The sequence below is a fragment of the Kitasatospora sp. NPDC004669 genome (assembly GCF_040609455.1).
Lineage (GTDB): Bacteria > Actinomycetota > Actinomycetes > Streptomycetales > Streptomycetaceae > Kitasatospora.
On the sequence record NZ_JBEXKB010000144.1, the window covers coordinates 1 to 9,500 of the forward strand.

General features: G+C 72.3%; 9 protein-coding genes. 4 read left to right on the plus strand and 5 right to left on the minus strand.

Features of this window, described 5'->3' with window-relative positions; all coding sequences use genetic code 11:
- Nucleotides 1-1,291: 1,291 nt before the first annotated feature.
- The 4 genes from nhaA to ABZW30_RS45555 all read left to right on the plus strand — a co-directional run bounded on the left by nhaA (nt 1,292) and on the right by ABZW30_RS45555 (nt 5,006).
- Entirely contained in the window at nt 1,292-2,668 is a 1,377-nt protein-coding gene (nhaA, locus tag ABZW30_RS45540) for a Na+/H+ antiporter NhaA (protein WP_355677229.1), read from the plus strand.
- 267 nt (nt 2,669-2,935) lie between these two features.
- Complete coding sequence (locus ABZW30_RS45545; protein ID WP_355677230.1) at nt 2,936-3,412, plus strand: phage holin family protein; 477 nt, start codon at nt 2,936-2,938, stop codon at nt 3,410-3,412.
- Between the two features lie 109 nt (nt 3,413-3,521).
- Nucleotides 3,522-4,655 (plus strand): alpha/beta hydrolase, encoded by a 1,134-nt coding sequence (locus tag ABZW30_RS45550; protein WP_355677231.1) that lies wholly within the window; start codon nt 3,522-3,524, stop codon nt 4,653-4,655.
- 141 nt (nt 4,656-4,796) lie between these two features.
- Nucleotides 4,797-5,006, plus strand: a complete 210-nt coding sequence (locus tag ABZW30_RS45555) for a hypothetical protein (RefSeq protein WP_355677232.1) — start codon at nt 4,797-4,799, stop codon at nt 5,004-5,006.
- Nucleotides 5,007-5,043: 37 nt separating this feature from the next.
- Here ABZW30_RS45555 and ABZW30_RS45560 read toward each other — a convergent pair whose 3' ends face one another.
- The 5 genes from ABZW30_RS45560 to ABZW30_RS45580 form a co-directional block, all read right to left on the minus strand.
- Nucleotides 5,044-5,742 (minus strand): metal-dependent hydrolase, encoded by a 699-nt coding sequence (locus ABZW30_RS45560; protein WP_355677233.1) that lies wholly within the window; start codon nt 5,740-5,742, stop codon nt 5,044-5,046.
- 150 nt (nt 5,743-5,892) lie between these two features.
- On the minus strand, nt 5,893-7,077 hold the full coding sequence (locus tag ABZW30_RS45565; RefSeq protein ID WP_355677234.1) for a MarP family serine protease: 1,185 nt from the start codon (nt 7,075-7,077) through the stop codon (nt 5,893-5,895).
- Between the two features lie 46 nt (nt 7,078-7,123).
- Complete coding sequence (locus ABZW30_RS45570; protein ID WP_355677235.1) at nt 7,124-7,858, minus strand: CoA pyrophosphatase; 735 nt, start codon at nt 7,856-7,858, stop codon at nt 7,124-7,126.
- Nucleotides 7,855-8,724, minus strand: a complete 870-nt coding sequence (gene nth, locus ABZW30_RS45575; protein WP_355677236.1) for an endonuclease III — start codon at nt 8,722-8,724, stop codon at nt 7,855-7,857. The genes ABZW30_RS45570 and nth overlap by 4 nt, the downstream gene beginning before the upstream one ends.
- A gap of 266 nt (nt 8,725-8,990) precedes the next feature.
- On the minus strand, nt 8,991-9,500 hold a 510-nt coding region (locus ABZW30_RS45580; RefSeq protein WP_355677237.1), incomplete at its 5' end, for a DUF5915 domain-containing protein.

Genomic DNA, 9,500 nt, shown 5'->3' on the forward strand with positions numbered 1-9,500 from the left:
CGTCTGCTGCGCGACATCGCCGAGGGCCGCGAGGTCGGTGACACCACCACCCTCGCCGACAGCACCGTGATGAGCCAGATCCAGGCCCAGCTCCCGCCCTCCGGCAGCAACGGCTGAACACGTTGGGCAACGGCTGCACGCACTGAGCAACATCTGCGCGCACTGAGCGACGGCTGAACACGCCGACGCAGTGACCGGGGCCCCGGGCGGACACCACCGCCCGGGGCCCCGTCGTCACGCCCCTCGGCGGGCGATCAGGGCCTCGCGACGATCGCGGCCTCGCGCCGGACGACCAGGGTGCGCAGCGTCCCGTACCGCTGCGGCCGAAGCCCGGGCCGCGCGTCGCCCGGGCCCCGGCCAGCACCGCCGGCCCCACCTCGGCCCGCGGGCCGAACCCCATGAAGGCGGCGGACCCCCGAGTCGCCCCGGCGTGGAACACCAACCCCGCGGAGGCTCCGACCTCCCCACCGACCTCCCCGGCGGTGGCCCCGCCCCGGCGCCGCCCGACCCTGGGTCGGCGGATCTCGCCGAGCGCCGTCCGTAGCGCCGCCGCTCCGACCCGCTCGGGCAGCACACCGGCGGGCCGGCGCGAAGGCGCGACGGCGTCCAGCGGCAGGTGTGCCTGCAGGTAGCGGAGCATGTCATCGGCGGTCGAGCACAGCGGGGTCGCGCCCGGCAGGGCGGACAGCCGGAGGGACGGCATCTGGCGGCCGCGCCGGTACCTGGCGGCGTCCTCCCGACCGGGGACCACCGGGCCGTCAGGATCGGCGAGCGCATCGCGAACAGGCTCACCGAACAAGCCGTCCGGCCCGGCGAGCGCACCAAGACGCGATCACCCGAAACGGGATCACCAGGAACCGGAATCACCGGGGCCGGAATCACCAGGGCCGGAATCACCGGGAACGGGATCACCAGGTAAGAGCGGCGGTTCGGTCACGGTGATGCCGCGACCGGGCATGGTCGTGCCTCCAGCAAAAAACAGGGAAGTCGCGCCGTCCCGCAACCGGGCGGCCCCCACCACCGACGATACGGAGGCGTTCACCCGGCCGCACGCGGCTGAGGCCGTTCGGGTACCGGGCCGCTGCTCCTCAGGAGTGCGGAACCGACCCGCAGGGCTTAAGTCCTTGAATAGGACAATCCGGAAGCCATCTGAACGTCCCGCTAGACTGTTAAGGACGCATCAAGATCCTCGAGTAGGAATCCGGGCGTCACAGGGCGCGCCGGGAAGTCTGGTCGGCAACTGCACCACCCGTGCAACCGTTGCCGCTCCCAGCCCCTCAGGAGGTCCCGCGTGACCGACCAGCCGCCCGTCCACAAGCCGACGACCCGCCGCCGGCAGCTTCTCGGTCGGCTGTCACTGCCCGAGCGCACCTTCATCACCGACGCCCTGCGCACCGAGACGGTCGGCGGCATGCTGCTGCTGACCGCCACCGGGGTCGCGCTGATCTGGGCCAACGTCTGGCCGCACTCGTACGAGAGCGTGCTCGACTACACCATCGGTCCGTCCACCCCGCTCCACCTCGATCTCACCCTGGCCAACTGGGCCAAGGACGGCCTGCTGACGATCTTCTTCTTCGTGGCCGGCATCGAGCTCAAGCGCGAGTTCGTCGCGGGCGAGCTGCGCACCCCGAGTGCCGCGCTGCTGCCGGTGATCGCCGCCGTCTGCGGCGTCGCGCTGCCCGCGATCCTGTTCGTCCTGGTCAACTCCGGCAGCGGCGGCCACCCCAGCGGCTGGGCCATCCCCACCGCCACCGACATCGCCTTCGCACTCGGTGTGCTGGCCGTGGTCGGCAGTCACCTGCCGTCGGCGCTGCGCGCGTTCCTGCTCACCCTGGCGGTGGTCGACGACCTGATCGCGATCCTGATCATCGCGATCTTCTACAGCTCCGGCATCAAGTTCTGGGCGCTCGGCCTGGCCTTCGCAGGCCTGGTGCTGTTCTGGTTCCTGCACCGGCGCGGGGTGAAGGGCTGGTACCTGTTCATGCCGCTGGCCGTGGTGGTCTGGGCGCTGATGCACGAGAGCGGCATCCACGCCACGGTGGCGGGCGTCGCGATGGGCCTGACGCTGCGCTGCCACCGGGAGGGCGACGAGGAGCACTCCCCCGGCGAGCACATCGAGCACCTGGTCCGCCCGATCTCCGCCGGGCTGGCCGTCCCGCTGTTCGCGCTGTTCTCGGCCGGGGTGACGATCTCCGGCCCGACGCTGCGCGAGGTGTTCACCCAGGCCACCCCGCTCGGCATCGTGATCGGCCTGCTGGTCGGCAAGACGGTGGGCATATTCGGCGGCACCCGATTGGCCGCCCGGTTCACCCGGGCCGAGCTGAACCCGCAGCTCAAGTGGGCCGACCTGTTCGCCGTTTCGGTGCTCGCCGGCATCGGCTTCACCGTCTCCCTGCTGATCAGCGAACTGGCTTTCCGGGACAACCCGACGCTGACCGACCGCTCCAAGACCGCCGTCCTGGTCGGCTCACTGCTCTGCGCGCTGGTCGCCACCGTGCTGCTCAAGCTGCGCAACCGGCACTACCGCGCGCTGTGCGAGGAGGAGGGCCGGGACACGGACGGCGACGGCATCCCGGACATCTACCAGGAGGACGACCCGGCCTGGCGGGCACGGGTCTCCGAGCCCACCGAGGACCTGCCCGGCGAGCGCCCCGAACCGGGCCGCTGAGCCCCTCGGAGGCCTCCCCGAGCCGTCTCGAAGGCCGCCCCGGAGGCCTTTCCCGGAGGCCCTCCCGAAGGCCGCCCCAAGGCGCTCGGAACACTTTCCGCAACCGGGACACGTCCTCCCGGCGGGCCCCGGAGTGGTGTCCGACTGACCGGTAGGGGCATGATTCTGAGCTGTCGACAACCCACTGACGCCTCCGGAACCCCCACCGGCACCGGAACCGCACCCGCGACGGCGTCACGCCGCAGCAGCCGCAGAGGAGAACCGCTGATGCCCGCAGGAGCCGCAGACCCGTCCAGCAACGGCCGGGCGCCCTACGAGGGCGAGCGTTCGGTGGGGCAGCTGTTCGCGGCGGCCACCGCCGACCTCACCTCGCTCGTCCACGACGAGATCGCGCTCGCCAAGGCCGAGATCAAAGCGGACGTCAAGCGCGGCGCCACCGGCGGCATCTTCTTCGCCGTCGCCGGGGTGATCGGCCTGGCCGCCATTCCGATGGCGAGCATCGCGCTCGCCTACTTCATCCACTGGCTGGGCGTGCCGCTGGGCGGGGCGTTCGCCCTCTCGGCCCTCTTCCACGTGCTCATCGCCGCGCTGGTCGCGTTCGTGGCCGTGCGCATCTTCAAGAAGATGCAGAAGCCGGAGCGCACCATCGAAGGCGTCCAGAAGACCGCCGAGGTGCTGAAGAACGTCCGGCCGCGCCCGGCCACCCAGGAGGAGATCGACCGGGGCCTGGGCCGCATCCCGTAACGGCCCCTGATCCGCGGGACCCTTCGGGACCCCGCAGGACACGTACTCGGGCCCACCGACAACGAGTGCCGGGCACGTGTCCGGTGCACGGATGTGACACGCTCTCGGTATGCCGCTTGACCAGAAGCCCGCGCCCGCGCAGCCGTCCGCCGACTCCGGCCCCGGCCCCGACTCCGGCCCCAACTCCGGCCCCGACTCCGAGCTGGCTCCGGGGCAGGAGCCCGGACCGGAGATTGCCGGGCCGGAGACCACTGGACCGGAGACCGTCGGACAGCAGCCCGGCCAGGCGTCCGCCGATGACGCCCCCGGCGTCGGACGGCACGGCGGCGGGGCCGCTGCGGAGGCCTGGGGCATCCGGCGGTCCGGTCCGTGGACGCACCGCGACCTCGCGGCCAACGGCGCCCGCTTCCACATCGCCGAGCTGGGCTCCGGCCCGCTGGTGCTGCTGGTGCACGGCTGGCCCGAGTACTGGTGGGCCTGGCGCCACCAGCTGACCGCGCTCGCCGCGGCCGGCTACCGCGCGGTGGCGCTCGACCTGCGCGGCATCGGCGGCAGCGACCGTACCCCGCGCGGCTACGACCCGGGCAACCTCGCCCTGGACATCACCGGTGTGATCCGCTCGCTCGGCGAACGCCGGGCGCACCTGGTCGGGCACGCCTCCGGCGGGACCCTGGCCTGGGTGGCGGCGGTGATGCGCCCGTCGGTGATCCAGAGCCTCACCGTGGTCTCTGCCGCGCACCCCAGGGACCTGCGCCGGGCGCTGCTGACCGACCGCAAGCAGATGGCCGCCTTCGACCACGTGCTGGGCTTCCAGCGGCCGTGGATACCGGAACGCCGCCTGGTGGCCGATGACGCCGCGCTGGTCGGACGTTACCTGGACGAGTGGACCGGGCCGACCAAGCTGGACGAGGCAGCCGTGCACGCGTACCGGCAGGCGATCCAGATCCCCAGCACCGCGCACTGCTCGATCGAGCCGTACCGCTGGCTGCTGCGCTCGATGGCCCGGCCGGACGGCATCCAGTTCGCTCGGCGGATGAAGAAGCCGATCACCGCGCCCACCCTGCACGTCCAGGGCGCGGCGGACCCGGTGCTGCTGTCGCGCACCGCGATGGGCGGCGGCGAGTACGTGGCGGCGCCGTACCGCTGGCGGCTGCTGCCGGGGGTCGGGCACTTCCCGCACGAGGAGGCGCCGGAGGAGTTCACCGCCGAGCTGCTGGACTGGGTGGGCCGCCACAAGGAGTGACCGGACAAGGGTCGGTCGGGCTCCGCGGGAGGGCCGTTGGTCCCAACTCCCCTGTCATGACGCTCATATGACAAGCGCATAGGCCAATTTCGACGGACCCGGCGCGGTTACCCCCACCGACCCAGGGGCATCCATTCCGGTATGACCTGGATGCCCGATCGCGGCGGCGCCCCGCGCGGCCGACGCCACAACAGCCCCCAGCGCTCCGCGCCCCGCCCGGACTGGGCGGAGGACCTCGGCTTCGACGGCCTCGACGGCCGCCAGCGGGGGGTGCAGCGGCAGCTCGGCATCCCGCGCATCCTCGGCCGGCGCGCCCGGTGGGTGGGCGCACGACTGCGGCGCGAGACCTGAGGCCTCGCGCCGCTCAGTACAGTCGATCAACAGCCGGTCAATTGGTGATCGGTGACAGCGCGGTGAACCAGAGCAGGACGAAGGTCGCCACCGACATGATCGGCACCAGCACCTTGGTCTCGACGTCGTTGCCGCTGCGCTTGATCAGCACGATCTCGTAGCGCTCCTTGTGCGGCCACAGCAGCGGTGCGCCCTTCTTGGTCAGGCAGTCGCCCAGCAGGTGCGCCAGCGTGCCCAGCCCGACCGCGTACGGCAGCCAGCCGGGCGAATTGGGCATCCAGGCGTTCATCCCGAAGGTGCCGAGCGCGGACAGGCCGATGACGGTGATCCACGCCTCCGGGCCGTTGCTCGGCGGGCAGAGCCGCAGGGCCCGGACCGCGAGCGCCAGCAGGAAGAACGTCAGCCCGAGGGTGAAGTAGCGGCCCAGGAAGGTGACGCCGGCCCAGGTGCCGCCGCCCATCAGCGCGACGAACAGCAGCGAGTGGGTGGCGTGCCGGTGACCGCCGGAGGCCCAGGCGACGAAGCGGCAGAGCGCCTTGGAGACCGGGCCGAGGAAGTTGGCGATCGAGCCGTCGTGGTGGTCGAGGTCCGGCAGCAGGGCCGCCCCAGCGCACAGGACCGTGCCCATCAGTATGTCCGCCGGCTCCAGCTTGGTGTGCAGCAGCAGCGGGGGCAGGAACGGAGCGGACGCCGCGTACAGCATCGCCCCGCTCACCGCGTGCGAATGACCCATCATCGGACTACCACGACCTCCCGTTGAGCTCACTCCGGGACGGCGCCCGGTTGAGCCGAACGGGTGAGCGCGGCCGAAACTACCAGAGCGGACTGACGGTGCGACGGATCCCGCGCCGACGAAACGATCGGCGTCAGGATGAAACGATCAGCATCAGAGCGCGCAGCCCTGGGTGTCCACCCGGGTGTTCGCGGCGCTGCCCGCCTGCGCGTCCTCGCGCACCTCGGCCGCGGTCAGCACGTACCCGGTGTCGGCGCTGTCCAGGGACTTGGCGAACACCACGCCGAACACCTGGCCGTCCGGAGTGAGCAGCGGGCCGCCGCTGTTGCCCTGGCGGACCAGTGAGCGCACCGAGTAGACGTCGCGCACCACCTGGCCGCGGTGGTAGATGTCCGGGCCGTTGGCCTGGATGCGGCCGCGGATGCGGGCCGGCTGGACGTTGAAGGCGCCGTTCTCCGGGAAGCCCGCGACGATCGCGCTGTCGTTGGTCTTGGCCTCGCCGGCGAAGGTCAGCGGGGGCGCGTTCAGTTTGGGCACGTCCAGGACGGCGATGTCGCGCTGCCAGTCGTAGCGGACCACCGTCGCGTCGTACAGCTGGCCGACGCCGCCGATCTGCACGGTCGGCTCGTCGACGCCGCCGACCACGTGGGCGTTGGTCATCACCCGGTGCGGGGCGAAGACGAAGCCGCTGCCTTCCAATGTCTTGCCGCAGGAGGTCGCGGTGCCGACCACCTTGACCAGACTCTGCCGGGCCCTGGCCACCGCCGCGCTGCCGGCCAACGCCGGATCGGGGGTGTCGACCTGGGTGATCGGCTCGTGCTCGAAGGGGTTGAAGACCTGCGGGAAGCCGTTGCGGGCGAGCACCTTGGAGAAGTCGGAGAACCAGTTCGGCGCGTCGCCGGGCAGCGCGTTCTGGACGCCGCCGAGGATCGCCGAGGAGCGGACCTGCTTGGAGACCGTGGGCAGGGACGTGCCGGCCAGCGCGGAGCCGATCAGCCAGGCCACCAGCAGCATGGAGATCACGTTGACCACCGCGCCGCCGGAGGCGTCCAGCACCCGGGCCGGGCGGCGGTCGATGTGTCCGCGCAGCTTCCAGCCGAAGTGCGCGGTGATCGCCTGGCCGATCGCGGCGAGGGTGATCACCACCACGACGGCCACCACCGAGGCCGTGGTGCCGGGGCTGAGGTGGTCGAGCAGCAGCGGCAGCAGCTGGACGGCCAGCAGACCGCCGCCGAGGAAGCCGACGAGCGACAGGACACCCACCACGAAGCCCTGCCGGTAGCCCGAAATGGCGAATCCGACGGCGGCGAGGATCAGCAGCACATCCAGGACGTTCACCCTGACACCCTCCCACGCTTCGCGGACCGGCCGCGCCGACGGCCCGTCACGAGGTGCCGACGTCGCCACCCGGCAGGGCGCGGGAGTGTTCGAGGTCCCCCTGGACCAGCGCGAGCGCCTCGTCCGAGAGGTCGACGACCCGGGACGGGTCCCAGGGCAGCTCCAGGCCGCTGTGGTGCAGCACCCGGTCGATCACCCCGGCCGTGAACCCCCAGACCAACCGCCCGGCGACCGCGAAGGCCGGCCCGATGTGCCCGGACGGGTGCCGCAGCCGGACCCGGTTCGCCGGGTCGGCCAGGTCGGCGATCGTCACCCGGAACACCGCGCCGGTCTCGCCCCGGTCCACCGGGCGCACCGGCGACTCCTCGCGCCACCAGCCCAGCACCGGGGTCACCACGAAGCTGCTCACCGGGATGTACAGCCGGGGCAGCTCCGCGAAGACCTGTACCCCGGCCGGGTCCAGGCCGGTCTCCTCCCAGGCCTCGCGCAGCGCCGCCGCGACCGGGCCGGGACCGTCCGGGTCGCCGTCCTCCGGGTCCAGCGCGCCGCCAGGGAAGGACGGCTGACCGGCGTGCGAGCGCAGCGAACGGGCCCGCTCGATCAGCAGCAGGTCCGGACCGTCCGGTCCCTCGCCGAACAGCATCAGCACCGCCGCCGCCCGACCGCCCTCGCGCGGCGGCAGGAAGCGGCTCAGCTGCTCCGGCAGCACCCGCTCGGCCGCGTCCCGGACCGGTTCCAGCCAGTCCGGCAGGCCGTTCCTCTCGATGGCCCCCTTGATCATGCGCCCACCGCCAGGTCCGCGACCTGCCCCTGGTGGGCGGCGGCGTCGGCCCGGGCGGCGGCCTCGCCGGGGAAGTCCGACGGCGGCTTCAGGCGTTGGCCGGGCTGGCCGCCCATCTCGTACTTGAGCAGCTTGCGGGCCTTCTCCGGGTCGGTCTCGCCCTCCCCGTACGCGGGGCAGAGCAGCGCGATCGGGCAGGCCCCGCAGGCGGGCTTCTGGGAGTGGCAGATCCGGCGGCCGTGGAAGACCACCCGGTGCGAGAGCATCGTCCACTCCGACTTCGGGAAGATCTCGGCGACGGCCAGCTCGACCTTCACCGGGTCCTCCTCGGCGGTCCAGCCGAACCGCCGGGCCAGCCGCCCGAAGTGGGTGTCCACGGTGATGCCGGGGACCCCGAAGGCGTTGCCGAGGACCACATTGGCGGTCTTGCGGCCGACACCGGGCAGGGTCACCAGGTCGGCCAGCCGGCCCGGGACCTCGCCGCCGAACTCGTCGCGCAGCGCGATCGAGAGGCCGATCAGCGACTTCGCCTTGTTCCGGAAGAAGCCGGTCGGGCGGATGATCTCCTCCAGCTCCTCCGGGTTCGCCGCCGCCATGTCCTCGGGCGTCGGGTACGCGGCGAACAGCGCCGGGGTGGTCTGGTTCACCCGGAGGTCGGTGGTCTGCGCGGACAGCACGGTGGCCACCAGCAGTTGGAACGGGTTCTCGAAGTCCAGCTCCGGATGCGCGTACGGGTACAGCTCCGCCAGCTCACGGTTGATCCGCCGGGCCCGCCGCACCATCGCCAGCCGGGACTCGGGCTTCCTCGGCTTCACCGCAGGCTTCGCCTTCGGCGCCGCCGCCTTCCGGACCTTGCTCTCTGCCATGCACGAAGGCTACGCCGCCGAGCCGATCGGCCGGGTAGGAACCCGTCAGCGCGGGCGGCCCGTTCGGGCGGACCGACGGCAGCGGTGAGCCTTCGCCGGTCAGGCCTTCACCGGTCACAAAACTCCCGGTTCGTGACCGGAGGCCTGGCCGGCGCCGGTCCCGGGGGTCGCTCGGACACATCCGGCCGGACGGCCGAGGACCGGGACGGTCCGGAGCCCGAATCGGCTCCGGACCGCACTGCCGGCCCTCGGATCGCCGTCGGCCGTCAGACCTTCTGGAGGCGGAAGGTCAGAGCCAGGCCGTCATCCGTGAAGGGGGAACCGTACGCGTCGTCGCCCTCGCCCTGCAGGTAGTCGGCGGCGAGGACCTCCTCGGCGATGAGGGTCCCGTGGGCCGTCAGGGCCTCTGCGGTTTCCGTGGAGGTGGAGGTCCAGCAGAGCGCGATCTTGTCGGCGACGTCGAGACCGCTGTTCTTCCGGGCCTCCTGGATGAGACGGATCGCGTCCCGGGCGAGGCCGGCCATCCGGAGTTCCGGCGTGATCTCCAGGTCCAGGGCGATCGTCGCACCGGAGTCGGAGGCCACCGACCAGCCCTCGCGCGGGGTCTCGGTGATGATGACCTCGTCGGGGGACAGGGTGATCGTCTCGCCGTCGAGCTGGACGCCGGTCTGGCCGTTCGCACGCAGTTCGGCGGCCAGGCGGGCGGCGTCGGCGGCGGCGACGGCCTTGGCGACGTCCTGCACGCCCTTGCCGAAGCGCTTGCCCAGCGCGCGGAA

Bases quoted from the DNA above. Each gene is read 5' to 3' on its own strand.
- ABZW30_RS45570 (WP_355677235.1), bottom strand. From the start codon at position 7,858: ATGATCAAGGGGGCCATCGAGAGGAACGGCCTGCCGGACTGGCTGGAA.
- ABZW30_RS45560 (WP_355677233.1), bottom strand. From the start codon at position 5,742: ATGATGGGTCATTCGCACGCGGTGAGCGGGGCGATGCTGTACGCGGCG.
- nth (WP_355677236.1), bottom strand. From the start codon at position 8,724: ATGGCAGAGAGCAAGGTCCGGAAGGCGGCGGCGCCGAAGGCGAAGCCT.
- ABZW30_RS45545 (WP_355677230.1), top strand. From the start codon at position 2,936: ATGCCCGCAGGAGCCGCAGACCCGTCCAGCAACGGCCGGGCGCCCTAC.
- ABZW30_RS45555 (WP_355677232.1), top strand. From the start codon at position 4,797: ATGACCTGGATGCCCGATCGCGGCGGCGCCCCGCGCGGCCGACGCCAC.
- ABZW30_RS45550 (WP_355677231.1), top strand. From the start codon at position 3,522: ATGCCGCTTGACCAGAAGCCCGCGCCCGCGCAGCCGTCCGCCGACTCC.